22 protein-coding genes and 3 pseudogenes are annotated in these 26218 nt (G+C 54.8%); 10 read left to right on the forward strand and 15 right to left on the reverse strand.

Features of this window, described 5'->3' with window-relative positions; genetic code table 11:
- Positions 1-74: 74 nt before the first annotated feature.
- On the reverse strand, positions 75-593 hold the full coding sequence (locus tag JMI88_RS02830; protein WP_201360231.1) for a hypothetical protein: 519 nt from the start codon (positions 591-593) through the stop codon (positions 75-77).
- On the reverse strand, positions 554-1252 hold the full coding sequence (locus tag JMI88_RS02835) for a CopD family protein (protein WP_201360232.1): 699 nt from the start codon (positions 1250-1252) through the stop codon (positions 554-556). Before JMI88_RS02835 ends, JMI88_RS02830 begins: the two co-directional genes overlap by 40 nt.
- A gap of 63 nt (positions 1253-1315) precedes the next feature.
- On the opposite strand from JMI88_RS02835, the gene JMI88_RS02840 reads away from it, so the two are divergent.
- A complete protein-coding gene (locus tag JMI88_RS02840; protein WP_201360233.1) occupies positions 1316-2089 on the forward strand; it encodes a TnsA endonuclease N-terminal domain-containing protein in 774 nt (257 codons plus the stop codon).
- 26 nt (positions 2090-2115) lie between these two features.
- Here JMI88_RS02840 and JMI88_RS02845 read toward each other — a convergent pair.
- Together JMI88_RS02845 and JMI88_RS02850 are read right to left on the reverse strand one after the other, a co-directional pair.
- Positions 2116-3582, reverse strand: a pseudogene (locus JMI88_RS02845) (PAS domain-containing sensor histidine kinase); the annotation flags it as partial.
- An 82-nt stretch (positions 3583-3664) separates the two neighbouring features.
- Complete coding sequence (locus JMI88_RS02850; RefSeq protein ID WP_201360235.1) at positions 3665-3907, reverse strand: hypothetical protein; 243 nt, start codon at positions 3905-3907, stop codon at positions 3665-3667.
- 363 nt (positions 3908-4270) lie between these two features.
- Here JMI88_RS02850 and JMI88_RS40005 point away from each other — a divergent pair, with 363 nt between their 5' ends.
- Positions 4271-4399, forward strand: coding sequence for a hypothetical protein (locus JMI88_RS40005; RefSeq protein WP_268905959.1), 129 nt, complete (start codon positions 4271-4273; stop codon positions 4397-4399).
- The gene (locus JMI88_RS02855; RefSeq protein ID WP_201360236.1) at positions 4372-5448 is read left to right on the forward strand and encodes a virginiamycin B lyase family protein; all 1077 of its coding nucleotides are present in this window, start codon (positions 4372-4374) and stop codon (positions 5446-5448) included. The genes JMI88_RS40005 and JMI88_RS02855 overlap by 28 nt, the downstream gene beginning before the upstream one ends.
- A gap of 11 nt (positions 5449-5459) precedes the next feature.
- On the opposite strand, the gene JMI88_RS02860 is transcribed toward JMI88_RS02855, so the two are convergent.
- Both JMI88_RS02860 and JMI88_RS02865 read right to left on the reverse strand, forming a co-directional pair.
- On the reverse strand, positions 5460-5753 hold the full coding sequence (locus JMI88_RS02860) for a hypothetical protein (RefSeq protein WP_201360237.1): 294 nt from the start codon (positions 5751-5753) through the stop codon (positions 5460-5462).
- A 102-nt stretch (positions 5754-5855) separates the two neighbouring features.
- Positions 5856-6308, reverse strand: coding sequence for a hypothetical protein (locus JMI88_RS02865; RefSeq protein ID WP_201360238.1), 453 nt, complete (start codon positions 6306-6308; stop codon positions 5856-5858).
- Positions 6309-6440: 132 nt separating this feature from the next.
- On the opposite strand from JMI88_RS02865, the gene JMI88_RS02870 reads away from it, so the two are divergent.
- Entirely contained in the window at positions 6441-6839 is a 399-nt protein-coding gene (locus JMI88_RS02870) for a hypothetical protein (RefSeq protein WP_201360239.1), read from the forward strand.
- Positions 6840-6887: 48 nt separating this feature from the next.
- Here JMI88_RS02870 and JMI88_RS02875 read toward each other — a convergent pair whose 3' ends face one another.
- From JMI88_RS02875 to JMI88_RS02880, 3 genes are all read right to left on the reverse strand, one after another.
- On the reverse strand, positions 6888-7709 hold the full coding sequence (locus tag JMI88_RS02875) for an ATP-binding protein (RefSeq protein ID WP_201360240.1): 822 nt from the start codon (positions 7707-7709) through the stop codon (positions 6888-6890).
- Positions 7710-8099: 390 nt separating this feature from the next.
- On the reverse strand, positions 8100-8231 hold the full coding sequence (locus JMI88_RS40010; protein ID WP_268905960.1) for a hypothetical protein: 132 nt from the start codon (positions 8229-8231) through the stop codon (positions 8100-8102).
- Positions 8232-8284: 53 nt separating this feature from the next.
- Entirely contained in the window at positions 8285-9208 is a 924-nt protein-coding gene (locus JMI88_RS02880) for a LysR family transcriptional regulator (protein ID WP_201360241.1), read from the reverse strand.
- Positions 9209-9441: 233 nt separating this feature from the next.
- Between JMI88_RS02880 and JMI88_RS02885 the strand changes: the two genes are divergently transcribed.
- The 3 genes from JMI88_RS02885 to JMI88_RS02895 all read left to right on the forward strand — a co-directional run bounded on the left by JMI88_RS02885 (position 9442) and on the right by JMI88_RS02895 (position 12372).
- Positions 9442-10539, forward strand: coding sequence for an AMP-binding protein (locus JMI88_RS02885; protein WP_201360242.1), 1098 nt, complete (start codon positions 9442-9444; stop codon positions 10537-10539).
- On the forward strand, positions 10539-11921 hold the full coding sequence (locus tag JMI88_RS02890; protein ID WP_201360243.1) for an aldehyde dehydrogenase family protein: 1383 nt from the start codon (positions 10539-10541) through the stop codon (positions 11919-11921). The genes JMI88_RS02885 and JMI88_RS02890 overlap by 1 nt, the downstream gene beginning before the upstream one ends.
- Before the next feature lie 64 nt (positions 11922-11985).
- The gene (locus JMI88_RS02895) at positions 11986-12372 is read left to right on the forward strand and encodes a hypothetical protein (RefSeq protein WP_201360244.1); all 387 of its coding nucleotides are present in this window, start codon (positions 11986-11988) and stop codon (positions 12370-12372) included.
- 212 nt (positions 12373-12584) lie between these two features.
- Here JMI88_RS02895 and JMI88_RS02900 read toward each other — a convergent pair.
- The 4 genes and pseudogenes from JMI88_RS02900 to JMI88_RS02915 all read right to left on the reverse strand — a co-directional run bounded on the left by JMI88_RS02900 (position 12585) and on the right by JMI88_RS02915 (position 19127).
- Positions 12585-13273, reverse strand: a pseudogene (locus JMI88_RS02900) (IS6 family transposase).
- Positions 13274-13561: 288 nt separating this feature from the next.
- Positions 13562-15412, reverse strand: a complete 1851-nt coding sequence (locus tag JMI88_RS02905) for a reverse transcriptase/maturase family protein (protein WP_201360245.1) — start codon at positions 15410-15412, stop codon at positions 13562-13564.
- Positions 15413-15586: 174 nt separating this feature from the next.
- Positions 15587-17446 (reverse strand): reverse transcriptase/maturase family protein, encoded by a 1860-nt coding sequence (locus tag JMI88_RS02910; protein ID WP_201360246.1) that lies wholly within the window; start codon positions 17444-17446, stop codon positions 15587-15589.
- A gap of 853 nt (positions 17447-18299) precedes the next feature.
- Positions 18300-19127, reverse strand: coding sequence for a transposase (locus JMI88_RS02915; protein ID WP_505712009.1), 828 nt, complete (start codon positions 19125-19127; stop codon positions 18300-18302).
- 311 nt (positions 19128-19438) lie between these two features.
- Here JMI88_RS02915 and JMI88_RS02920 point away from each other — a divergent pair, with 311 nt between their 5' ends.
- Both JMI88_RS02920 and JMI88_RS02925 read left to right on the forward strand, forming a co-directional pair.
- Positions 19439-21100: an ISL3 family transposase gene (locus tag JMI88_RS02920; protein ID WP_236022793.1), complete on the forward strand. Its 1662-nt coding sequence runs from the start codon at positions 19439-19441 to the stop codon at positions 21098-21100.
- Positions 21101-21993: 893 nt separating this feature from the next.
- On the forward strand, positions 21994-22461 hold the full coding sequence (locus JMI88_RS02925) for a hypothetical protein (RefSeq protein ID WP_201360249.1): 468 nt from the start codon (positions 21994-21996) through the stop codon (positions 22459-22461).
- Between the two features lie 6 nt (positions 22462-22467).
- On the opposite strand, the gene JMI88_RS02930 is transcribed toward JMI88_RS02925, so the two are convergent.
- Complete coding sequence (locus JMI88_RS02930; RefSeq protein WP_201360250.1) at positions 22468-23439, reverse strand: zinc-dependent alcohol dehydrogenase family protein; 972 nt, start codon at positions 23437-23439, stop codon at positions 22468-22470.
- A gap of 1148 nt (positions 23440-24587) precedes the next feature.
- Positions 24588-24788: pseudogene (locus JMI88_RS02935) on the reverse strand (cysteine hydrolase); the annotation flags it as partial.
- 229 nt (positions 24789-25017) lie between these two features.
- On the opposite strand from JMI88_RS02935, the gene JMI88_RS02940 reads away from it, so the two are divergent.
- A complete protein-coding gene (locus JMI88_RS02940) occupies positions 25018-26202 on the forward strand; it encodes a sigma-70 family RNA polymerase sigma factor (protein WP_201360252.1) in 1185 nt (394 codons plus the stop codon).
- The last annotated feature ends 16 nt before the right edge of the window (positions 26203-26218 follow it).

The following is a 26218-nucleotide window of genomic DNA, read 5'->3' on the forward strand; positions in this document are numbered from 1 at the left end:
CCTCCCGGTTGCAAGACCATGGGGCAAGCTGGATGGATGAAAGAAGAATTCTCCTACAATTTATCCAGGGAGTGTCAAACAGCCAGATCCACATCGATATAGGCTTCATGAAAGTGATAAGGATCATCGGGCGTCTGAATCTGCACAATGATCCGCCAGGTGCCACGCACAGCCAGATCCGCCGTGCCACTAAACTGACCCGTTCCATCTCCTTGCGGGGGAACGACAGCCGGCCCCATATCTCGCTCCAGGAGCTCTGTATTGAGCTGGACCTTCACCACGGGCACCGCTTTCCCAGTCTGCGGATCAACAATGCGCACCTGCACGTGGTTGGTCCCGACCAGCTTTGGTGTCATAGTGAAGATGACCTGGAAACGATGGTCGAAGGTCGAGAGCGTCAAAGGGCGTGGCTGTACAGGCTGTGCTGTGGTACGGGACAGGCTGCTCGCAGACGGAACGGACGTAGCTGGAACGAGCGTGCCTCCTAGGACGTTCATCAACCCGACACACAGCAGGACGGCAACGCCGAGCAGGGGTTCGATGCGTAAGACGGTCAGCAGTCGCCGGTGGGCTGTGCCAGTCGGGCTTTCCATTGTTTGGCCTGTTCTGCTAGCTGCATTTGGCCCTGGTCGGGTGCGGGTGATGACTGCATAGTCTCCAGACGTGCGGTGATAGAGTCATACTTGGACGCGGCGGCACGGATGCGGGGACGCAAGACCACGATCTGGTAGATGCTGAGTAGGAGCATGCCCGCCACCAGAAGGATTTTGAGCAGCAGAACATTACCATAGGCGGTGGAGAGCAGTTGCGCCCAGGAGGTGAGTTGGAAGGTGGCACTGAGCGGGCCAGTGACAGCCATCAAGACCACGCCGACCAGTGCCCACGGTGAATAGTATGGTAAGAGCGTCACGAATGAGGAGGCACGTTCAGCCAGGGGAGCGCGCGAAAGGACCGGCACATAACTCAGCATGATAGCCAGCATGCCTCCTACCCATAGGGACGCCGCCACCAGATGGAGCCAATCAGCGAGCACTGCTACCGTCACCTTGTCGGAGGCTTGGGCTGCGGCATGGGAGGACAGCGCCTGCGCGATCAACACGGTCAGACCGAAGCACAGGACGACCCAGGCAAGCCACCGGTTGGAGGAGCCGGTACGTTGCCTGACCAACCTCCCTGAGAGGAGGAGCAGCAATGACAGCCCCAGCAGGAGCATACGCACGAGCCACCAGAGACCAAAGTGTCCGCTGAGCACGAGCTGCTGCAGGAGGGCAGGAGTGAAAGCTGTTGCCCTCTTTCCTTGTGTGAGGTTCACTCGATGGAGCGAGATGACGATGTGTTGGAAATGTATGATCAGCCCACCCGTATCCAGCTCCACTACCAGGCGCGTTCGGGGCGCAAAACCACCCAGTGGCATACCCCAGACTTTTTCGTTATGCGGCGAGGTGGAGCGGGATTTGAAGAATGGAAACCCGCCAATGCGCTCGACAAGTTTGCGCTGACGATGCCCTACCGCTATCTGCGCACTGCAACAGGAGGGCGGCAGTGTCCCCCTGGCGAACAAGCAGCTTCACAGGTCGGGCTGTATTACCGTGTGCGCAGCTCAGCCGAGTATCACCCCATCTACATTGATAACCTGAAATTTCTCCACGATTTTTGGACGCATCCGTTGCGCATTGAAGCGCAACAGGAAATGCTGGTTCACGATGCCATTACTGCCTATCCTGGAATGAGTGTGGCTTCCCTCATGGATTCATACCCTGGCCTCCCCGTTGATGTGGTTTGGGCACTGCTGGCGAAGCACCGACTGTTTACGGATCTCTCAGCCGCCTCCCTCATGAGGTGGGACCAGGTCTTTTTGTATCAGAGCGAAGCTGAGATGCAAACCGCCATCGAGAAAAACCGTGCTCCTTCTCAAGCATCCCTGCTTGCAGTACGTTTCCTCTGGGATGGACGGCTCTGGGAAGCTGAAGTTCAGGGCACAACGGTCGTGCTCCGGCCAGAAATTGGGGCAGAATTCAGCCTCCGCTACGACCATTTTCAGCGCTTAGTCGATCTCGGACAGGTCAAGCCAGGAGCAAGATTCCTCTAGTCATGAATGGCCTAGATCTCATGCGATCAGACAGCTCTCCTTTTGGGAAAGGCGACCGTAAAGGTCGATCCTTTTCCAACCTCGCTGTCCACCGTGATGGTTCCCTTATGATGCTTGACGATCTTGGCTACGATGTAGAGCCCCATGCCTAGGCCGGCAATCCCTTTCTGTCTGGGACTGGTGACCCGATAGAAGCGTTCAAAGATTTTCTCGCACTGTTCTCGCGGAATGCCGAGGCCATGATCGCGCACCCGAACTGAGACCACATCTTCAGCGGTGTCCATCTCCACTTCGACCGTCTCTGCCTGGGGAGAATACTTGATAGCATTACTGAGCAGGTTGGTGAAGACCTGTCCCAGGCGGTCTTTATCTCCCACCAGGGAGCAGGAAGTTGCGCCACGTACCACAATGGTATGCGTCGCCTTGATCTGTTGCATCGTGTCGGCCACCTCATGGAGCAAGGCGTCGAGATCGACTCTCTCCTGCCGATACCCCAGTTTGCCAGCCTGGATTTTGGAGACGTCTAGCAAGTCTTCCACCAGCCGGATAAGTGTGTTGATCTGGGTCTCCATGCTGGAAAGTGCCGGAGCCTGTTCCAGGGTGCCTTGCCTGGCCAGTTGCCGGTGCAGCAAGGAGGTCTGCAGTTTCAAGGCGGCGAGGGGATTTCTCAGTTCATGGCTGGCCATACTGAGAAAGGTATCCTTGCGTTGTTCAAGTTCCTTGCGCGCCGAGTTATCGAGCACAAAGGCGATGGCCTGGCGTGGCTGATGCGGTAAGACGACCGCGCCCACAAGGACCGGCAGGCGGCTGCCATCTTGACACACATACTCTTTCTCAAAGGGCGTCAGCGACTGCTGGGTGGCCAGTTCCTGATGAGCCTCGAAGGTCCGATCCAGATACTCTGACGGCGTCATATGTCTCCAGTTCATGTTCCCGGCGCGCAGGTCTTCGCGGGTATAACCGGTCATGCGCAGAAAGGTGTCGTTGGCATCCACGATCTGCTCACCTTCGATGATAGTGATCCCGATAATGTTGGAGTTCATCAGGGCGTTCGCGCGCTCCTGACTCTGGCGCAAGGCTTCCTCGATACGCACCTGGTCCTCGATGTCAGTGTTGGTCCCAAACCACTTGACGATCTGGCCAGCTTCGTCGCGCACCGGCATGGCGCGCGTTAAGAACCAGCGATACTCCCCGGTCTGGCCATTTCTGAGACGCGCTTTGTGCTCAAACATGTCTCCCGTGTCCAGGGCATGCTGCCAGTGGGCTCGGTGGCCTTCCTGATCATCAGGATGGATGAATTGGAGACAAGGCCAGCGGCCGCTTTGTACTTGCTCAAGCATCAACCCGGTGTAGTCACGCCAGCGCTGGTTCGTGTATTTGTACAGGCCGTCGGGTCGTTTCACCCACACCAGTTGTGGCACGGTCTCGGCAAGGACACGAAAGTTCTCCCGGCTTTCTTTGAGCTGCTGCTCCGCACGTTTCTGCACAGCAATATACTTGATGGGCGCCTTCCAGAGTGGAAGCGTGAGATGCTTGATCTGTTTTCCATTCAACATCATGCAGTAGCTATCCCTTTCATGTGGTCCCATCCCTGGAAGGAAGATGCTTCCCTGCTCTGATATCTCGAAACAGCATTGAGAAATGTGAGAAGACGCGGAGCACGGCCCCTTGCGCAGGATCAGAGCGGATCAACACAGCATGCGCGAAGCTGTTGTCAGGAAAGGCCAGGAGGACCCAGCAGGCCAGCAACAAGGCGATGCAGAGCTTGGTGATCGCTGGTGTCTGTATGCAGAAAGACCACTGCGGTCGTATATTCATTGGAGCGTCCCTTTATCTCGTCTTCGTCTTTCGGAACCAGTCGTTCTTGTCCCCCCTCCCCCCCATCATCCTGAGAGAGAGCGACACTGGACTCGTCAGTCAGATTATAGAACCATCGCTACTATTAGTCAAGAGTACTAGAGAACTTCGTAGAATATCAACCGCTCCTCGTCTCGGCGGCGTTCGGCCTGACGAGCCACTCCATGCCGCCCCCAATACGCTGGGAGTAGGACACAGCGACACGTCTGCCCCTTGTTATCTCTCGGTTTGGCGCGCTATAGTAGGTGAGGAGGGCAAGAAGACGATGATGATCGTGCATCTATACAGAGCATCTACGAAGAGCAACGAGGAGCAATGAATCCTATGTTTTCTACACAACGGAACCGCTGGAGACGTGACTTCTGGCCTGCCGATTGGTCAGCTCGTCGCCGCCATGATCTCCTCATCCTCCTTGTTCTGCTGTTGTGTGGAAGTCTGGTGATCGTGGGCTGACGAGCGCCCCGTTCAGCCGTCCTGGCAAGGGGACCGGCTTCTCAGCTTCCCCTGGTCCTCAATCCGTCTCGACGGCGAACGCCACACCGGTGGTACTCACACCGCGCATGACGTTCGCTCGTCCGACGCCGGTGTATCGCTATGCCTTTGGGTCAACCAATCCGGGGTTGATGCAACCCGCCGTGGATGCACAGGGCCAGCTCTGGGTTGGGGAGATGTCGGCGAATCGTCTGGCCCGACTGAATAGGGCAACCGGTCAGGTGCGCACCTGGGAACCGCCAGAGGGAAAAAGCGGACTCATGACCACCACCATCGATAAAGCGGGCCACGTCTGGTTCGTGGAGCAAAATGCCAACTATCTTGGGCGCTTTGACCCGGCCACACAGCGCTTTCAGACGTTTCCCCTTGGGTCCCTCCATCAGCGTCCGATGGGGCCGCAGAGTGTGCGGTTTGACGCAAGAGGGCAGCTCTGGTTCACTGCTTCTAGTGGTGGGGCTCTTGGACAACTAGATCCTTTGACCGGCAGGATACGGACATGGCCGGTTCCAACTCCCATTTCCGGCGCTCCACCGATCCCCTTTAGCCTGACGGTGACCCTGGCCGGTCAGGTCTGGTTCGGCTATCTCACCGGAGGAACGGTGGGACAGCTCGATCCGGCGAGCGGGCATGTCACCCTCTTCCATCTAGGCGATCCGCAAGCCACCATCTTTTCGATGACCACAGATCGCTCTGGACGGATCTGGTTTACCGAACTGCTCCCAGGACGCCTGGGCATGATTGATCCTGCCACTAACCGGGTCACGCTGTTCTCGGTTCCATCCATCCAGAACGCACCACCCGCGTTGTATGGAGTAGCTGCTGCTCCAGACGGAACCATCTGGTTTGCAGACCGCACCGCCTCAGCCCTGGTTCGGTATCGCCCCGACCAGGCTGCCTACACCTTCTTTGCTCTTCCAAGAGCCAGCGCGCCCTACGGACTTACAGTTGACGCAGCAGGCCACGTCTGGTTTACTTCTTCAGGGAGTGCGGGTGAACTCAGATTCCCATGATGTGCCATTGGTTAGAACCGCCGTCGTTGCTCTTGCTGTTCTGCTGGAGCGTGTGGATACTGAGGAGATGGCTGTTCTGGATACGGATAGGCGCGTCCCCCCTCCTCATAGGTCTCAGCCGTCCCAGGAACAGGAGCGCTTCGCTGATACGGTTGGGGTGCTTCCTGCGGCCAAGGTGGCGAAGGCTGGCGAGGTGCTCGAAACGCGCGCACCAGCAACCAGATGACCGCTGCAATCAGCGCAAGGAACAGCAGCGGACCAAAAATCCACCAGAAAAACATCCCGAACATCATTCCACTGCACATGCTTTTTTTGCCTCCTTCTCGAAACAAGACGATGGAGCGTGGTCATCTCTCCACGAAGTGGTCTCGCGATGATCATATCAAGACCGGCATGCTTTTCCTTCCTCAACCTACGCATGAGAGTCGTACGATAGTACCGTCGTAGCCCACCTCCTCATGATACGTTTGGGAGTCGTACGCCGTTTCATCAGGCAGGGTCTCGCCATAGCCAGGGGTACCGCGCCCTCGTCGGTTCCACGCTGTCTTGGCACAGAGATGACTTTCCCTTATACCAGTTGCCAGTCGTACTCCTACAAGATAGTAGAGAAATGCACGAGGACGGCACGAAGAGAGAGTTTTCACCGACCCCTGCTTCACGGGAAAACAACGAGATGCACCTGACGGCGTTCCCCAGACCGATGGCGGATGCAGCCACCCTGGTTCACTTGCTCCCAGCGTCATCAGCGAGAGACGCGGGAAAACTGTCGTGCTGACTGCTTCCAGATGCTCTCCTGTCTGCGGGACGATACGCGAGATCGGGTGGCGTGTGGTCTGGAAACGGCGAGGGAAGGGACACAAGAGCACGAACCCGATGGGAACAGCAGGAATAGTGGAGCATCCTGCTCGTCCCTGTCAAACCACCAAACGCTTTTCTGCTCCCCCCTCGTCGCACCGCGGGAAAAAAGCGTTAGGAAGAAAGAGGGAAACCAGATGGAGACGCTCGGCAACCAGGCCGAAAACGCGGTCGGATCAGCGCAGGACCGCTCACCACACACAGCCCATGCGCGCACAAAGCGGTCCTTTCGACGGATCAGCCTCGTTCTCCTGATCAATCTCATCAACGTCGATTTTCTGCTGCTTGCTTCTCAACACCTGACTCCGGCCCAGACCAAGCTCCAGGAAAACGTGAGCAGCCCGCTCATTGGGCATCCCGCCCCAGATTGTACGCTTTCCAGGTTGGACTCGGCATCCGCAGCGACGTTGCCCCTGGCCCACTTGAAAGTGCACCATTGGTCATTGTCAATAGCACCGAAAAGATCCCCAAAAGTGCCACTCAAAAAGTCTCCAGGGTGGGGAATTTTACGTTGGCGTTTTCGAGTGCCAGTCTAAAACTCCCCAGAACGTCTGTTCTCCGAAATGTCATTCCTCCTTCCTCATCTACAAGTTTTCATATCTGCTGCTGGTTCCGCTTTGCCCTTCCCCCTGTGTTTTTCGGGGAGTGGAAGGGCTATCTTTCGTAGGCTTTGCAGGGAGGTCATGGAACACGCCCGCCTTACGTTTCTCGCGAAGGCGGTAGCTCTCTCCTCGAATGTTAATCGTGGTCGAGTAATGCAAGAGGCGGTCCAGCATGGCAGTGGCGAGGACGTAATCCGACACCACATCGCCCCATTCGCCATAGGATTTATTACTGGTGAGAATAATACTGCCCTTTTGATACCGGCGACTAATCAGACGAAAGAGAAACTGAGCTGAACGCTGATCTAAGGGGACATAGCCCATCTCATCTAGGATCAGGAGTTTCGGTGTGCATAATGCGTGCAATCGCCGCTCCAGCCGATCCTCTTTGCTATCTTGTTGCACCAGATCCATCAAGTCGGCCACCGTGAAAAAGACGACACTCATCCCTTGCATGATCGCGGCTACTCCCATCGAGCCAGCAGGCTCCTTTTCGGGGCGTCGATCATGCACAAATTCACGCACCTTACTTTCTTTCCCAGGATAGCCCTGTGCCAGGATTTCCCCATAGAGCTTGCGGGCGTTGAGCACCCCTTCTGTCATCCGCTGCTCCAAGTAGGGTATGTACGGATCGATTTTGCACGCCTTCACTTGACGTGAATGCTTTGGCGGTGAGAGCTCAGGCGCATTGACAGCTTGCCGAACGGTTTTGCGATCTCGTCCCGTCCGACGGGCAATCTCGCTGATCGAGACCCCCTTGCGATACATCTCTCTGATCATGAATCGTTCCTCTAGTGCTAACATGGGTTTCCTCCTTCAAGCATCGTGACCACTGAAGCCACATTGCTTTGAGGATGTCCCATGATCCCCAGGTGGGGAGTTTTACCCTGGCACTAGTGAGGATTATATCTCTGTTACTAACAAACAAACGCGCTCTTTATTGATCAGCGGCTTTTGCTTTCGAGATTTCGCGCCGATTCGACGCGTGGCCGAAACCTCCATTCGACACGCCGCCCCAGATGCGTCTGGTTCCTGTCTTGGACCGCAAGGCATACATTATCAGAGGTTGGTCACATAGACTGCTCACAACGTTTGCTGATGCCCACAGGTGCGCACTGCTCCCACCCTGGTATGGGCAGAATACGCTCACAAGCTTCCGAGATCCTGCACGTGGCTTGTCTTTGGGCCGCCGTCTCAGTGCTGCAGGATGGATTCCTCCACAAGAGGCACGAGAGGAGCTTCGCGCTCATTGTCCGTCATACTCGCCTGAGCAGCCCTCAGGCACAGACCAAGAGCCGACTGCGCAGTCCCTTGTATCGGTACCATCTTGTTCCTCCAGCCGAAGGCCTCGCCCTCTGTCGCCTGCACTATCCCAGCATTCACGGTCTCTCTTGTTCAAGCTGTTGGAAATATTGGATGACGAACGCTCGAAACTGCTGGGCCGCCTGCGAGAGGTAATGCGTGGTACGCCAGACCAGCCCGAGTTGACGCCAACAGCGCGGCTCTGCGATGGGAAGGATTCTCACTGGCTGGGTCGCCAGATACGGGGCACTGCGCACCATGAGGTGAGAGATAAACGTCACCCCCAGGCCAGCCATGACCAGGCCACGAATCATCTCGAGCTCGTCTCCCTCAAACACCACCCTGGGCGTAAAGCCTGCCTGGCGACAGAAGCGGTCGGTCAGCTCCCGCCAGAGATCCCCAGGCTTCAAACTGATAAAGGGCTCGTGGGCTACTTCGGACAAGTGAATGCTTTCCCGCCCGGCCAGAGGATGGCCGAGCGGGAACAACAGATAGATCTCATCGCTCAGCAAGGGAACCCAGCTTATCTCCTCCGGCCAGTCGATGCCCTCCTGCTCAAGCGGAGGGGAGGTAATGCATAGGTCCACTTCTCCGCGTTCCACTTGCTGCTGCACCGCCTGGAGTGTGTGCTGATGGAAGAGGCGGAAGCTGATGTGAGGATGGCGTTCCTGGAAGGGTCCCAGCAGCTCCGGCAAGATCTGGGGCGCGATCACGGAAAGTGCAATCTGGCCCTGTTCTGCGCCCGTCAGGTCAGCAAGCTCCTGCCTGGCCTCGTCCAGTTCGCCAAACAGACGTTCCACGTGTCGCAGGAGCGCTCTGCCGAAGGCGTTGAGATGGATGTGCCTTCCCTGTCGCTCAAAGAGCGGCACCCCCAGTTCATCCTCCAAGTGCGCAATGGTCTGGCTGAGCGAGGGCTGCGCAATCGAGAGCGCTCTGGCTGCCTGGGTCATATGCTCCAGCCGGGCTACCGTTTGAAAATACTTCAGTTGCAAGAGATCCATCGGATCATACCTCCTCATCTGCTGGCGTGTATTGATAGGTTCCTTTCTATGAGACTATTGATGATTCTGTATTGGACTTTATCAGCAGACACTTGTAATATAAATACTGTAGTCAATACACTATTAAAGCACAACAATTTGAGAAGCTCCCATGCCTCTTTCCTATCTCTGTTGATCTGTATACTCTGCTCAGCTGGTCGAGTCCGCTCGGCCAGGAAAGGAGATGATTTCACATGCTTGCATCACAAACGCTCCTGGATCTTCCGTTGGGAGAAAGCTGTGATCCAGGGGAATTCATTCATGCCGTTATGGAGTGGCACTTCAATCCCCAAACCGGTTCAGCCTTCTGGCTAGAACGGGCGAAGTCGCTGAACTTTGATCCACGCAAGGATATCAAGCGTGTGGAGGACCTGGCGTTGTTCCCCAATCTCGTCAACGAACTGCGCGACGTGCGGGTGGAGGACCTGATCCCCCGCGGCTATGGGCTCCATCCCGACATTATCGGCATCTATGAAAGCGGAGGCACCACTGGCGCTCCCAAGCGCGTCATCCTGCTGCATGGCTGGTCCGACCGCGCCCAGGCGTGCCTGAGCGCCCAGCTTGACGCGCACGGCTGGCCGAACAACGTCAACTGGCTTGTCCTCTTCCCAAGCGGGCCCCATATGGCAGGAATGACCAATAAGCAGCTGGCCGAGCAACGTGGAGGCCTGGCCTTTCCGATCGATATGGACCCACGCTGGGTTAAGAAGCTGATCGCTGCTGGCAAGATCGAGGAGGCCGAGGCTTACGCCGAACATCTCGTCGAACAGGCTGCCCATCTGTTGCGCACCCAGAACATCGGGATCCTTGCAACTACCCCGCCGATGCTGGAACGGATCGCTCGCCACGATGACCTGGTTGAGCTCATCAACCAGAAGGTGAAAGGGATCATCTGGGGCGGCGCGCACATGGACGCCGATACGCGCCACCTCTACCGGACGGAGGTCTTCCCTGGCGTGAAGCTGGTGGGAGTGTATGGAAGCACCATGATCCTGGGAGGCACCGCTGAGCGTCTGGGTCTGACTGATGACGATCCCTGCATCTTCGATCCACCCTCGCCGTTTATTCTCTTCAGTGTGATCGACCCCGGCACTGGCCGCAAGGTCGGCTATGGCGAGCGGGGCCAGGTGGTGATGCACCATCTCAGCAAAAATATGCTGCTGCCCAACAATCTGGAGCGTGACCTGGCGACGCGGATCGAATCGCCAGAGGGACAACTGGGAGACTCGGTCGCCGATGTGACTCCTGTTGCACAGTTTGACAATGAAGCCGTCATTGAGGGGGTGTACTAATGCGTGTGATTCATGAACTGATCGCGGTGGATGCCCTGGGGCCTACTGGGACCTACCGGGCGCGCAACCGATTGGCCCTCTCGGATGTGGCGGGCCACCCGCTGGCCGAACTGAGCCTGGTGCCGAAGTTATTCGTCACGCGAGCCATGACCGCGCTGCGCAAGGCAGAGCCCCTGCCGCTAAAGGTGCGCCTGGACGCGCTGGCACGAGCCGGCGAGCTCTTCGCTCGTGGAACGGTCAACGGGATGTCTGCCCTTGAGTATCAGTATATCGTAAGCCGGATGTCTGGCACGCCGATCTCCATCGTGCGCGAAGCGGTTGAGGGGATTTCCCGTCACGCTGCTGACATGTATGACAGCGCGCAGCAGGCCCGTCCCATCGGTGCGGTGAATGACTGGCGAGAGCCCAACGCTCGTGAAGGGACAGCGGTCTGGGTTCGGCGTGGGCATGTCTTCGCCGTACATGCGCCAGGCAACCACCCTGGCGTACACGGCATCTGGCTGGAGGCGCTGGCCCTGGGCTACCGGGTGGCCGTGCGGCCCTCGCGGCGTGAACCGCTCACACCGTATCGGCTGATCGCTGCGCTGCGTGCCTGTGGGTTTGGCGACGACCAGGTCGTCCTGCTGCCGACCGATTACGATGAAGCCTCCGAGATCCTGCACCAGGCCGATCTCTCTATGGTTTATGGAGGGCAGGAGGTGGTTGACACATACACCGCAAGCCCAACCGTGTTGCCGCAGGGACCCGGACAATCCAAGATCCTGCTCACCGCGGACGCCGATTGGCGTGAATACCTCGACATGATCGTCGATTCGATCAGCCATGAGGGCGGAAGAGCCTGCGTGAACACCACAGCAGTGCTTGTAGAGGGCGACCCCACGCCAGTGGCTGAAGCCATTGCCGAACGGCTCGCAGCCATTCCGAGCCTGCCACCGGAGGATGAGCGAGCCGTTCTCACGGTCTATTCCCTGGAGGCCGCAAAGAAGATCGAGCGCTACCTGCTGGCCAAAGCGGCAGGAACCAGGGCGCACCTGGGTGGCGAAGGGGTCGTCGATGAACTGGGAGATGGCAGCGCAGTGCTGCGGCCCGCCGTCCACCAGCTGGACCGCCCCGACGCTTCCCAGGCGAACATTGAGCTGGCCTTTCCGTGCGTGTGGGTCGCGCCCTGGACGCGGAGGGCCGGGATCGCTCCGTTGAAGCAAAGCCTGGTGCTCACAACAGTGACAAAAGACGAGCACCTGCTGGATGAGCTGCTCGCGGAGCCGACGATTAAGAATCTCTACATCGGCAACCATCCGACCTACTGGATACAGCCAGGCATCCCGCACGATGGCTACCTTGGCGAATTTCTCATGCGCACCAAAGCCGTCATCCGCGGCTGAACCGCTCCTGCGCGGCAAGCCGTGCCTGCGCTCAGGAGCAAGACGAAGAGAAACGGAGAAAAAAATGATGTATGATCGTGTGGCCGTCCAGGTGGCGAAGCCACCCACCTGGCAGTGGAAATCAACGGTGCTCGGTTCGCTTGCGGCAGGAGGGCAGGTGCTTCGGCTCTACTTCGTACTTCCGCCTGAGTGCGTGCATGTGTTCGCTTCCTTCGCGCGCAAGGACCTGGATGAGCAGGTGGAGCGAGGAAACACGGACCTGCGTGCTTCCTCGTTCACGGCGAGCCAATTCCTGCAAATGCTCGGGTTCTCCTCTCCAGAGGGGGAAAGGAACGGGTCAGCAGGTGGGAACGCCGAGCACCAGAGAGCGACGGCAAACGCGCTCCCCGTGTCGCGCGAAGGTGCCGAGCAGAGTGGGAAAGCACAGAAAGAGGCGGTGAAAAAGGGATGAGGAACCTCTCACAACAAAGACAGCATGAACAGATGGATGAAGCGCAGATCCAACTTGCGCTGGAAGCGACTCACGTAGGCGCGTGGGAGCTGGATCCGCGCACCGGCCAACTGGTGTGGGTACTGTCAACTTGTTCGCGGGAATTCAATATATTGATGATTTAGAAAGAGGAAAGGTATTGAAAGCCAGGAAGAATGAGGGGATCGGTGTGGCTATGCGACCGGTTTGACTCCAGTCACCTCACTCCAAGTTTGAAATCTGCATTGTAAAATGGCACGGTATTCCTCGGCCTGCAAACGGTGACGTCGTGGCTGAAAATGCCCAGCAATGAGACCGAAGGCGGAGAGAAAGCGTTGTGCCTGTTTGGCAGACTTGAATCGCCGCATCTTCTTTTCACGCAGTCGCGTAGGTTGGTGCGAATTTTCAGCACGATTGTTCAACCCTTTGTGCTGACGATGCTCCACGCCAGGCAAGATTTCGCGTTTCGCCGCGCCATAACTCTTCAGCTTATCGGTGATGTTCACGCGTGGAACGTATTGTAACCCTTTGAGAAGCGCGGCGCGAAAAATCGTTTCGCGGCCTTCTTGTTGTGTCGGCTTTGCACAAGGATGTCGAGCACATTGCCGTCGTGGTCCACGGCTCGCCACAGGTAATGTCTCTCTCCACGGATTGTGAGGAAGACTTCATCCAGATGCCATGTGTCGCCACAACGAGGACGACAACGACGCAGCTCATTGGCGTAGGTCTGTCCAAACTTCAAACACCATTGCCGAACTGTTTCATAGGTCACGACGATCCCGCGCTGCGCCAGAAGCTCTTCCACATCACGAAAACTGAGCGAGAAACGGAAATACAACCATACAGCGTGGCTGATGATTTCAGGCGGGTAAGGTGGGATCACAGCGCCTTTTCCCGATGAGGGAGGTTTCTGTGACCCTCCTTCCGAACCGGACGTACAAGTTTCCAAGTATCCGGCTCTCCAGTTGTTCCCAGATACCTGGTCGTTTGCTTTAGGCTTCCGCTTTTTGCATTTCGCATACGTTGGTCTATTGCTCACTTGAACAACCTACTTGCCTTGTCGGGTAAGAGGCCAGGTCTTGGTTGCCCAAGAGCACCAACCCCTCCCCGCCGAACCGGACGTGCGCCGTTTCGACGCATCCGGCTCTCCAAGAGTTCCCTCGCTCGCTTCTCAGGTTGGCAGATATGCCAGATCCGATAGCTTCAAGCTATCGTATTCTCCTCGGTGGATTTTTTCATGGCATGTCTTACAGACTGGGATCTGTTTTCGGTTGAGCATCCGCAGGACGCGGTTGAAGCCTGAGGCTTGCCGCTTGTCGGAGAGCTTCCGAATATGCCGGATATGGTGCATTTCAATCTGCACTTTATCCAGCGTGTCCTCACAGATACAGCACGGCTTGGCGATACGTGAGCGTGATCTCATGTGCATCTCTGATTGGATAAGGTCAATATCAGCATGCTTTCTTTGAAAAGCATCCCTGTTCTTGGCCCAATCGTGATTAAGATAAAAGGAGACCGTCGTTTTCTCTTTTCCCTCTTTGTCTTTAATGACATAGGTGAGGGCTTTCCCGAAGCGTTTAAAGACTTTGGGCGTCGAGATTTTGAACTTTCGCCCCAGGGTCATGGCCAGTGAATATTGCAGAATATATTGGATTCGTTGCAGTTTGGCCCAGTTATCCACGAATCGATAGTAGTTCTGAATGCCGCGATTCACGCTGCTGTACAGAAGGATGATCTGATCCGTATCAAGAAAGGCCCAACCTGATTTAGCAATGGGTTTGCCTTCTTTGGTGCAGAAGCCTCGGTCACTTAATCGCTTGAGCAGCTTGGGCAGGGGAGCCTTCATGACGGTCTCCCATCCGGTAGAGCGACGTTTAAACTTCTTGCCCCATCTGTTAGTGGTCAGGGTCAGTTTAGCTTCTACCCCTGTTCTTAGGCTCAACCTTGTTCCTAAGAAGATGGCTTCTTCGGTTCGGGCGTGGGTAATGTGCGTTTTTTCCTCACTGAGGGTAAGTTGAAGGTGGTTCTTCAGGAAGGTTTTGATCTCCTGTTTCACGTGTTCAGCAAGTGCATGGCTTCCCCAAATTCCAACGATCCAATCATCTGCATATCTCAGGTATTTGATCCTGATGAAACCAGGGTCATCTACTTGTCGGGTTGGCAGCGTTCGCATCAGTTGGCTGATACGTTGAAATTCCTTCGTCTTGGTCATTCCGCGTTTGACCATACGGTTCTTTTGTCGAGAGAGCCGCCGATAGACGGGGTTCCAAATCTTTCTTTGGCCCTTTTCGTGCTGTACTTGGAGTCCTTCTGCGAACTCATCGAGTTCGTGAAGGTATGCGTTGGCTAAAATTGGGCTGAGAATGCCGCCCTGAGGAGAGCCGATGAGACTCTCCTTTTTCTTCCCGTGCAAGTCCATGTATCCGGCGTTAAGTAGCTTCCAGACCAGATTGAGAAACCGTTCATCGTGGATTTTCTTGCGAAGTGTGTTGACTAAGACGCCGTGGCTCAGCTCATCAAAACAGCTTTTTATGTCTCCTTCGATGAGCCAGTTGACCGCTGACCATTTCCCTCGAAATTCGCGTAATGCTGTGTGACAACTGCGGTTTGGCCTGAACCCATGACTGGTTTCCCGAAAGTAGGAACCGTAAGGGCTATCATAGATAGCTTCTAGAATGAGGCGCATGGCCTCTTGGACCACTTTATCCCTCACACAAGGAATGCCAAGTTTTCTCATCTTGCCGTTGGCCTTCGGTATGAAGGTGGTCCGTACCGGCTTAAATCGGAACTGCTCGGTTCGCATCTCTTCTATGAAGGTTTGAATGGTTTCCATCGAGAAGCCGTCGAGTGTTTCCCTATCGGTTCCTGGGGTCATGTTTCCAGGTCTTGATTTGATGCGCTCGTAGGCGAGAATGTACAGGTCCTCCTTGTACAGGAGCCGATAGAGGTCATCATTGATCCATTGTCTGTTCCTGTTCGCTTGACGCAGGTATTCCAGTCGCTCTGAGATCGTTTGACCCATCCAGGTCAACCTCCTGTAACTAGAATGAACTCTCTGTTGCCCTTCCCCCTGTCTCATCCATTACGATGAGCTTTTGAGGTAGGGTAAGAGGCCGGGTCCTGATGACTCAGGAACACCAACCCCTCCCCTCCGAACGCAGCATGCACCCTTTCGATGCACTACGCTCTCACGAAATCACCTACGTTTTTCTGAGGCGTATGGGTTGTACGCCAAGTCAGTAAGACGCATCCCGTCATATTCGCCGCGATGAATCTTCTGGTGACATGATCTACAAACTGGGAGTTGCTTTCGGTTGAGTGCTTGCAAAATGGCATTAAATCCTGTTGGTGGTTTTGCTCCCGTCTTGCGAATATGGCGGACATGGTGCATTTCCACCTGTAAGGGATCGTTGCATACACAGCACGCTTTCCCTAATTTTGAACGCGTTCGCATCGTGATTGTCCACAGCAAGAGGTCAATTTTGGCATTCCCGACCTGGAACCCGTTTCGTTGTTTTTTCCAATCATGGTTGACATAAAACGATACCTTGCGGTCTGGTTTGTCCTTGATTTTCACAGGGATCGTGATCGTTTTGCCAAATCTCTTGTAGATGCGTCTCACGGAGTATCGGTACTTCGCTGCCAGGGTTTTTGCAAGCGAGTATTGGAGAATATATTGAATTCTCATGAAGTGCTGAAAGTTGTCAGCGAACCGGTAGTAATTTTGAAGGCCCCGGTTAATTCCATTGTAGAGTTGAACGATTTGATCCGGATCGAGGGCGATCCACGCCTTTTTCGTCGTAGGTATCCCTTTTGCCGTACAGAACCCTTTGCTCTCCAATTTTTTGATAAGTTTGTGGGTTGGGGCTTCCATGATGATCTCTGAACCCGTTGACCGTCGTTTGAATGGTTTGCTCAGACCATTGTTGATCGTGACGACTCTTTGGATTCCTCCTCTACCAATGAAGAGTTGCGTTCCCAAAAACTGAGCTTGTTCTTCTCGTGCATGGGTGATACGAGTCTTTTCCTCGCTCAGCGTGAGCTTGAGATGGTCACGCAAGAAGGACTTGAGTTCTTCCTTTACTTGTTCTGCCAGCGTTCGTGGACCACATATACCCACCAACCAATCATCGGCATACCTCAGGTATTTGACCCGAATGAAATCGGGGTCGTTGACCTCGACTGCTGGCATACTCCTCATCTGCCTCACCAGTTCGCGGTAGGCTTTGGTGTGTCCTCCTCCTTTCTTTTGTAGTCGTCTTTTGCGTTCTACCAGATTGTGGTAAAGCGGATTCTTCCGTTTCTTTTTCCCTCGTTCTAAGCGTGCGCGTATCCCTTCGACTTTTTCATCTAATTCATGGAGATATACGTTCGCTAATATTGGGCTGGCAATTCCCCCCTGAGGGGTTCCTGCCAGACTATCATGTCTTGCTTCTTGCAGGTCCAGGTATCCTGCCCGAAGCAGTTTCCAGATGAGATTGAGGAAACGTTCGTCTCGGATCTTCTTACGAAGCAGGCCGACGAGCACTCCATGCTCGATGCTTCCGAAACAGTCGGAGATATCGCCTTCTAGGAACCAATTCGTCGCAGGCCATTTCCCGCGAATCTCTCGGAGGGCAGTATGGCAACTTCGACCCGGTCGGAAGCCGTGGCTGGCTTCGTGGAAGTAGGGGCCGTGTGGGCTATCGTAGATACATTCGAGGATCAGACGAATCACCTCTTGTACCACCTTATCCCGTGTAGAAGGGATACCCAGTTTCCGCATTTTTCCATTGGGTTTGGGGATGTAGACGGTGCGAACCGGTTTGAACTGGAATTGCTCCGTTCGCATCTCTTGGATGATTTGTTGGATCGCTTGAAGTGAAAAACCGTCGATGGTTTTTCCATCTGATCCAGGGGTTATATTTCCTGGGGCTGATTTCATCCTTTCGTAGGCTACAATGTAGAGATCAACCTTGTAGAGCAATCGATACAGATTGCTATTGAGCCATTCCCGGTCTGTATTCAGTTTTCGTAGGCATTCAAGTCGCTGTAGGGTCTTCTGTGACTCGTCCAAGTCAACCCTCCTCGATTGAATTTGATTCCCTAGAGTCCTTCGCCCTCATCTTGAGGCACTACTATGACTCCTCCGTGACCGTGGCCTTTACAGGCTTTAGGCCATCCCTCAGTTCCTCCGAACATCTCGGTCTGTACGTAGGTGCTTCGTTCGTCATTTCCCTCTCCATGAGGGCTGGCTCCAACAAGAGCTTGAGCAGGAAGTAGTACCGTTCCCACTCACGTTGGACACAGGCAGTAGTCTCGTTTCCTGTGGGCTGTCACCCGGTTCCGCCGTGACTAAAGTTCAAACAATGCAGTTTTCACCATATACAGCCTGACTGACCGACCTCTGGTTCTTGAGACTAGAACTTCACCGGCCTTTGTTCCGGCATGCTATTGTCCCCCCTCCCTTTCGGGTTGAAGGTAAGCCGTTGTCTTATTCACCTTGCTCTAGTGAACCCGCTTCCCTGCGGGAGAGACGTTCGTGGCACAGAGGCGCACTACTACGAGGACTCCGTCCCCATAGACCTCGCGGTCCTTAGGGGATCCCGCGTTTGCGCAGATGAGACGTTAAGTGCGTGTAGGTCCCCTTCCGTTCCTTCTCAGGCTCCTTGCCTGCCACTCGCTGGAGAGAGCATTGCGCATCCGGCTACAACTGATGCGTATTCCAGCGTCATCACTTCAGGCATGATGTGATGGATATGGATAGTATCGTGCGGAACTCAGATTCGACAGTCCCAGTCTAACCTTGCGCACAGGACTTGCGGAGCAGCGACATACATGCCTTCTCCCGTTCTCCGCTTTATAGACATGCTGTTGTCCTCTTTGGGTTTCCCCTCTAAGTAAGTCATTGTCCTAGAGGTGTTTTGCTCTCAACCTCTCCTGCATAATGCAGGAATTTCATCTGCACCGACACGGCGCACGTATCCGACCCAGGTTGTGCTCCGCTTTTTACTGTAGTGGGCCTGACAATCATAAGGAGAACCGATGTAGAGGATCGAGGGTGGAATATTCTCATTGCTGCGCCAGCGGAGTTGCCCATCTTCGTACCAGTAATTCTGGACCCAGATTTGACGCAAGATCGTAATCGCCGGGATCTCGCGCAACAGTGGTGGGGCAGTTGGTTCGAAAATGACACCAAGGAGCAGAGCTCCATCCCTGCCAATCGTTTCTGCGAGCTCTTGACGTTCATGCTGGCTACTTGGCAGGCGCCTCTCCTCAATGCGATGCCCATAGCGGTAGACCCAGTCCTCCTCGGCATGGGTGAGGAGCCAATCACCAGCCACAACTGCTAGGCTATTCAAGGCAAATCGCATGGCTTCACCCACACACATAAGTCGATTAATGGCACGGATCTTGGCCAAAATGTGGGTGGAGTCGGTGCGTTGCTGTTGCCGTTGCTTGAGCCAACCCCGTTCCTTGAAGAGAGCGAGCATCGCATCTAGGAGTAGGTGTTCTGCTTCTCCTTGCACCAGGCGGGCGCGAAAGTCAGACAGGATGGTAAAATCAAAGCCAGGATCTGAAAGTTCTAAGCTCAATGCATACTTGAGATCGATTCGTCCTCGCACGGCATCAGCCGCCTGTCGGTCAGGAAGTCCCTCCATAAACTGCACAACCGTGATGAATGCCAAACGCCATGGAGATTCGACAGGCCGTCCATTCTGTGGGAACAAATGGGCAAAGGACTGATCCTGATAGATGGTTCCAACGCGTCACGCATGTTCATGTAGATATTCCCTTTAGGATAGGCTGCACGAGCCACACGCACTGTTTCTTCAGGAATTGAGAACTCATGTTGCGGATGCAAGGTCATTATCTTTCTCCTGCTTTTCAATCTTTACGTGGATGCTTTCTTTGATTTCTTATCCTAACATGTGAAAGCAAGAGAGGCTAGAAAGGTTTCCCAACAGTGTCATAAACCGTGCTAGTTTTGCAACCCTGGTTCGTAGAATTATGAGAAGAGAAAAATTCTCGTTCATGAACTATCAAAGATAAGGTGCTGCTTTTCCTCATGCTCCCTTTTTCGTTACCAGGATTTGAAATCCAAGAGTGCTCTCGTGAAGGCGCTTCATTGATCATTACAGCTCGTGCTCTGGCGGCAACAGCCGTTTGCCCAACATGCCAGTACATCTCACATCGTGTGCATAGCTATTACACTCGTTCTCCCCACGATTTGCCCATGAGCGGTCAGACAGTCCAACTGAGCTTGCATGTTCGTCGCTTTCGTTGCCAGAATCAGGCGTGTCAACGGCAAACCTTCGTGGAACGCTTGCCTGAAGTGGTCTCCCCTCGCGCGAGGCGAACCATTCGGCTCAATGGTACATTGACACTCTTTGCCATGGTTATGAGTGGACAAGCGGGTTCTCGACTCCTCAATCAGATTGGAATGGTGACGAGCGCGGATACCCTGTTGAGACGGGCGAAACACCTGAACGAGCCAGCCGTCACGGTTCCCCTCGTTTTGGGCGTCGATGACTTTGCTTTTCGGCGTGGTCGGACCTATGGAACCATCCTGGTCGATTTACAGACCCATCGTCCGATCGATTTACTCCCCGAACGAACTGCCGATGCACTTTCTTCCTGGCTCCGAGCTCACCCCGGTGTTTTGATCATCAGTCGGGATCGTTCGACCGAATACGCTCGAGGAGCCAGTGATGGAGCTCCTCAATCTCAGCAAGTAGCTGACCGTTTTCACATTCTGAAGAATTTCCGTGAGGCGGTGGAACGTGCACTCAAGCGTCTGCACGCGTCATTGCTTGAGCAACAACAAGCTTCAGGGTCTCCCCAGATGCCTCGTTACAAACGTCGCCGGAGCCAAACGGAAATCGCAACGGCCAAAGTGGCTCGGTTGAGACGACAAGCGCGCTATGAGGAGGTCGTTATGCTGTACAAACAAGGAATGAGTATCCTGGGCATTGCTGATCAACTGCGCATGAGTCGGAGCACCGTACGCAATTTTGTCTACGCTGGAGCTTTTCCCGAGCGAGCGACGGCCCTGCGAACAAAGAGCTTGCTCGATCCCTATGTCCCCTATCTTGAACAACGGTGGGCGCAGGGATGCCGCAATGCCAACCAACTCTGGAAGGAAGTGGTGGCACAAGGCTTCACGGGAGAATACAAGGTGGTCAATCGTTGGCTCGCTCCCCGGCGAGAAAAACCAGGGCGCAAACATTCACTGCGTGAGAAAGATCTCTTGGGTCTAGAGACTGAGGAGGAGGCAGGAACCCACTCCCAACGGATGGAGCCAAAGGAAGCGAGTAAACCTGTTGAACCAATATCATTGGAGGCTCCGCGGCATCTGGTCTGGCTTCTGCTTCGAGACCCATCTACCATGGATACGCAAGAACGACGCACACGTGACTTCATTCGTCAGAACCCTCTCATTGCCAGGCTTTCTGATCTCGCCCAAGATTTTGTTACCCTGATGAGTGAAGGGGACTTCGAGGCATTTGATCTCTGGTTAGAGGCCGCTCTGAGGTGTGATATTCCCGACGTGGAGTCGTTTGCTCAAGGATTACAAAAAGATTACGAGGCGATCAAAGCCGCTTTGGTTTTCTCATACAGCAATGGACCCGTCGAAGGCCACGTGAATCGGCTCAAGTATATTAAACGCTCCATGTATGGCCGAGGGAGTTTCGAACTCCTTCGGCAGCGCGTTTTGGATGTCGCTTAATTACTGAGCACGGTTTATGCGGAAGAGCCCGTTCTATGGGTCCATCATACTCAGGAAAAACACATAGCTGCAGGACGAGTCACTCCTCACCACAAGGCGTCACGAGGCGTACGTGAGGTGACCAAAAGGCGGATCGGCGATGCCATCACCACCACGTCGCGAGGAGTCAGGAATCGCCAGGAGGAAGAAACCAGGCTCACGATGTTGCCCTTCCTCACACGCTCGCTCTTCCGTAAATGTGACGACGCATCGCCATATTTACACAAAAAAAACGCGCGCACGCCCTTACGACGAACGTACGCGCTTCATCCCTTCACATCCGATCTCCATGAGTCCTTCCTCCCAGACCCATCCTTCCCACTTTGTGGCTGACACCTCACTATGCACACTCGCCGGCCTCTCTCCCATTCGGTAACATCAGCGGCGACATCACCACGCTCCCATGCACATGGGCTTCTTTCACCTCCCGCTTCCACATCTGCAGATCCAGGGGCCCTGGCAATCACGTCTGCTCCTGCTCCATCAGCACACCCGCTCCCATCACCGTCACTAGGCGTTGGAGGCGTAAACGAGACAGGCAACCGTCGGATCGAGAACGTCGTGAGAGCGGGTAAAAGGCGGATCACTACAGTTGCACTTAATATGTGGTAATTAAAATGAAGAGCAAGCAGGCTTTAGGGCCAAGGTGAGCAATCGGCGCGAAGCATGAGCGATGGTGATTCGTCGCTTGGAAAAATCGCTCCAGAAGCAGGCTGCGGTGTTCAGAAGGTGTAAATTCGCAGCAGCATCAGGAAAACTTGTCTCTCTCGCTGTGCCCAGAAAGCTCTTCAGCGGATATAATACAAATCACAACCGAAAAGTACTCGCACACATTCAGTGAAGGGATGACCATTATGCGCAGGAAGACCCTTGCAATCCTTACGCTCATCGGCCTGGGATTATTCCTTGTAAGCATTGGAACCATTGTAGTGGAGACAGCTGTAAATGCAGTATACTGCTCTTCGCCCAACTGTCCCCTACCAAGTATCCCAAGTACCCCACCAACCTGGCAGATCGTTGTTTCCATTATTGGGGAGGTGTCGATATTAGCCGCAGGCGTGTTACAGATCATTGCTTGGATTGGAGCGATGACCAAGCAAGCGAAGCGGCAGCAGTGGACTTGGTTTGTGTGTACCTTCCTTTTCAGTCCGATCTGCCTATGGATCTATCTCCTTGCCGTACCAGAGGCTCTGGAGTTGGTCTACATACAGCCAGAACAGCCCATCTACCGGCCTTACACGCAAGGCTATGGCGCGCCAAAAGCGGCCACGAGCCGCCGATCTGGAGCGTTGGGCCATCCTCAGCACTCCAGGCTTAGTTAAAATCGCCTAGGAGCACGCGAAGAGTACCTTCCCTCCACTTTGTGCACGCGTGATGGCTTCCTTTGCTGCACTGAGCGGATAGACGGCAGCGATGGGTAGGTGTAGCTTGTCTTCGGCAATCAGCCTGGCCCCTGTCTTGATGGCCTCCAGCTCTTTGGGCGAACCGCGAACCGCTGGAGATGCAAGCCAAAAGCCGCGAATCGTCACACGGCGGAAGATGAGATCCGCCGGGTTGACCTGACCGGGTTGTTCGCTCATGAAGCCATAGACGACCAGAGTGCCTCCAGGGGACAGGCAGCTAGACAGTGACTGCATCGCTGCCCCGGCAACGCCATCAAGCGCCAATGAAATTGTCGCGTGTCCGGTGGCTTCGGCAACCCGACTAGCTACGTCGGCTCCATCCACCAGCACAACGTCCCCTCCTGCAGCGATGAGGTCGTCAATGAGTTCCTGACGGCGAATCACGCTCACCGTCTTCAGTCCACGCTCCCTGGCAAAGGTGATCACCCAGCGTCCGACGCCAGAATTGCCGGCATTTTGCAGCACCCAATCACCTGGTGAGAGGGCAACGTATTCACTCAGCAAGAGCGACGCGGTCGGAGGATTGATGCGCAGCATCGATAACTGTTGCGGATCAGCCTCAGGTGGCAGAGCGAAGAGATCCTTTGCTAGTAATACAAGCCGCTCGCGCCAGGAGGGAGCGGTGGTTGGAATCAGTACCCGATCCCCGATCTGGAGATGGTCCACCTTCTCTCCTACTGACAGAATGCGCCCAACCCCTTCATTGCCGACGCCAATGGGCAAGGGAGGCCGAACGCCATACCGGCCACTGATCGTCAAGAGGACGGAAGTGTTTATCGGCGCATATTCGATGGCGACCAGCACCTCACCGACACCAGGGGCATCCGGGTCAGGAAGCTCTACCAGCTCGACCACCTCGGATGGGTTGCCGAATATTGCTATCTGAAGGGCGTGCATGGTCCTACTCCTTTCTAAGAACGCTCCCATTGAGAAAGCTGTCTGTGGGAGGCGGTCATATCATTATCAAAAAACGACGTCATCCAGTAATCACATTTACACCAGCCACAGATCAATTCGAGAAAAATAATCAAATGCTGCCTGGAAAATTTATGCGGCAGAACCATCGAGTCGATACATGACCTTCGTCGGCCCCACAAGCCCGCCAATAGCAAGCAGACGCGAAATTTATGAGCCGGAAAAACGAACCGAATTAAGTCAAACGACAATGGCAGGGGTGTTCTCGTTCCCTTTCAACGTTCAGCCAGACCTCAGTACCACAGTACCAAAAGGAGGCACCCCTAGCCTAGATCGGCGAGAGAAGGAATGCAAGCGGGACAGACCGTACACCTGAGCATTTTCGTACAAACTGATTGATTGACTCATCTGTCTCTGGGCTGGAAGTTGCATCTCAATTTCCAAAAACGATGCGCTGTGAATGACTCCAAAGGCGGTTTCTCAAGCAACCAATGGTTGTGCTGCTCACCATTCAGATCAAATTTCCATCCTTCAGTTTAAAAACGGGTCTTGCTCAATTCCGGTGGAAAAGCTCTTCAGAAAACGGCTGAACTGATGAAGCTTGTGCTCAATCAGACAATCAATGCCCTTGAATAAGCTCAACATCTACCTACATTGAACAAGATCCTTAAAAACTGCCAGCCCTTCAGTGAATTTACCATCTCATCCAGAACGTCCAAATTGGACGAGGAGGAAGAAAAAACGTCTCTCTCGCCCGCCAGGACGCCGATGAGCATTAATCAAACGAGTGCCCGTCCCTCTCCATGAGCACACTTCCACAGTGTTGTAGTGTGAGCGTTAGAGATTTTCTGCTCACAACTCACCATCCAGACAGCGACGGCGACCCACGGCAGTCAACATACCGGGGAGTCCTGATCGATCCGATGCATCACCGTCAACAACACATTGAGAGCCACAAGCAGGCTGCGTAGCGCAAAGCGGCTTCAGAAGCCATCCTGGTCGCAGCACTTGCTTGCTGGCGACAGGATGCCCAACGAGATGTACACGTGACTGAACTGGTTCCAGACGGTCTTGTATGCTACTGTGCTTTCAGTGAAGATGGGGCATTTCCATCCTGGGGGAAGATCCTGTTACGACTTCATGGCATTCACGACCTCGTCTGTTGATAGAACTGCATGTGCCAGAAAATGGTAGTTAATGAGCGCTGCAGTGTAGCCGTCGCCCCACTCGGGATGTCGGGGAGCAGCCATTGCGTCTTTGGCGACGGCAATCTCAAAACCTTGCTCAAGCAATTCTCGCAGGTGAGATTCGACACACATGTTTGCCAACACCCACGGGTTGCGCAACGAGATTCAATAGTTGAACAGGAAGGAAAAAAACTGACAGAACATGTCTTTTAGAGAGCCTGTTTGCTAGGAGCATCAACACGAGATTTCCGCGAGAGAAAATGCATCCTCTGCCACACATCGAAAAAACACCCGCCTCATTTCTGGCTGTAACGCCTCCCTGTATACTACAGTGAAAAACCTGAGCGTCTCAGAAAGGAACCATCGCAACGCTATGCAGTTCTCTAACCACTCGCGCCGCCAGGATCGCCTAAACTGGCTGGCGGAGATTTACCGTGCGTATGCCGCTGATCTCCAACACTTTATCTCCAACAAGGTCGGCGATCCCACTCTGGCCGAGGACCTGACCAGCACGGTCTTTCTCAAGGCGCTGCGCTGGCTCAGGGAGGATCAGAGCCAGATCAGCGTGCATGGCTGGCTCTACACAACGGCTCGTACCACTATCGTCGATTACTGGCAGGCGCAGAGAGAGATCGAGGTGCGTTCGCTGAGCGGCCTGGAGGAGCAGTTGTTCTTCAGCGATGACGCTGCAGAGGCTTCCCAGCAGGCCGAGATGCGCGTGCAATACCTTCTTAGCCTCTTGCCAGAACGTGATCGCACCATTTTGACCCTGCGCTACCTCCAGGGGTATAGCGCGCCTGAAATTGCCGCTGCCCTGGGAACAAGCGCGGGCCATATTCGAGTGCTGCAATTGCGTGCTCTGAGGCGAGCGGCACAAGTGGAAACAATGGAAAGGAACAGGTACAGGATGCAAGAACAAGAATCACCATTTGACATCTTTGTCAAATGCATGGCACCAGAAAGCCGCCGGGTACTCGATCTGGCCCGCGAGGAGATGCTCAACCTGAAACACTGGTGGATCGGCACGGAACACTTGCTGTGGGGTCTGGCGAGCGAGGAGAGTCTCACGTCATTTCTCACTCCACAGGGGATGACGCCTGAGCGTATTCATGCTGGCATTGTGTTTCTCTTCGACCGCCAGACGCATCAAGGCCAATCGGTCCAGGGCTCTCCACCACTTGCCGACGTCTCATCCGATGCGCTCAAACTGCTCACCCCCCGCGCCAAACGGGTGATCTTCCTGGCAGCAGAAGAGATGAAGAGCCAGGGAGAACAAAGCATCCGCCCGATGCATCTGCTGCTTGGCTTGATGAATGAAGGGGAGGGAATTGGCGCAGGCTTGCTTCGTACGCTCGGCTTCAGCTTCGTGCCAGGACACACGGCGTCGGTGCCTGCCGATGCTTCCCAGATCTGCTCCTTCTGTGGGCGCAGCGGTGAAGAGGCCGCCCGCCTCTTCCCAGCAGAGGTCGGCATTGCGGAAAGGAGTACACCCTCGCCCAGCATCTTCATTTGTGATCATTGTGTGAAGCGTTTCTCCACCATACTGGGAACGGCTTAGAGACGAATGGTAGAGA

It is taken from the genome of Dictyobacter formicarum (assembly GCF_016587435.1).